The organism is Cellulomonas sp. GbtcB1 (genome assembly GCF_019091725.1).
In the GTDB taxonomy this organism is placed as follows: Bacteria; Actinomycetota; Actinomycetes; order Actinomycetales; family Cellulomonadaceae; genus Cellulomonas.
On sequence record NZ_JAGXJG010000401.1, the window covers coordinates 1 to 247 of the forward strand.

At 81.4% G+C, this 247-nt stretch carries 1 protein-coding gene; it reads left to right on the forward strand.

The window, feature by feature from the left end; genetic code table 11:
• Nucleotides 1-19: 19 nt before the first annotated feature.
• Nucleotides 20-247, forward strand: a 228-nt coding sequence (locus KVT14_RS20825) for an ATP-binding cassette domain-containing protein (RefSeq protein ID WP_254631398.1), incomplete at its 3' end; no start/stop codon positions are given.

Here is a 247-nt window from a genome sequence, read left to right on the forward strand (position 1 = left end):
CCGCGGCGGCCACCAGACCCTGTCCGGCGTCGACCTGCGGGACGGGGGCGGCGAGGTCGTCGCCCTGCTCGGCGCCAACGGCTCCGGCAAGTCCACCCTGGTCCGCGCCCTGCTGGGCACCGCGCCGCGCACCGCGGGCGAGGTCCGGCTGCTCGGGGGCGCGCTCGGCGACGGCGTGCCGTGGGAGCTGGTCGGCTACGTCCCGCAGCGGCTGCCCGCCGGCGGCGGCGTCCCGGCGACCGCGCTC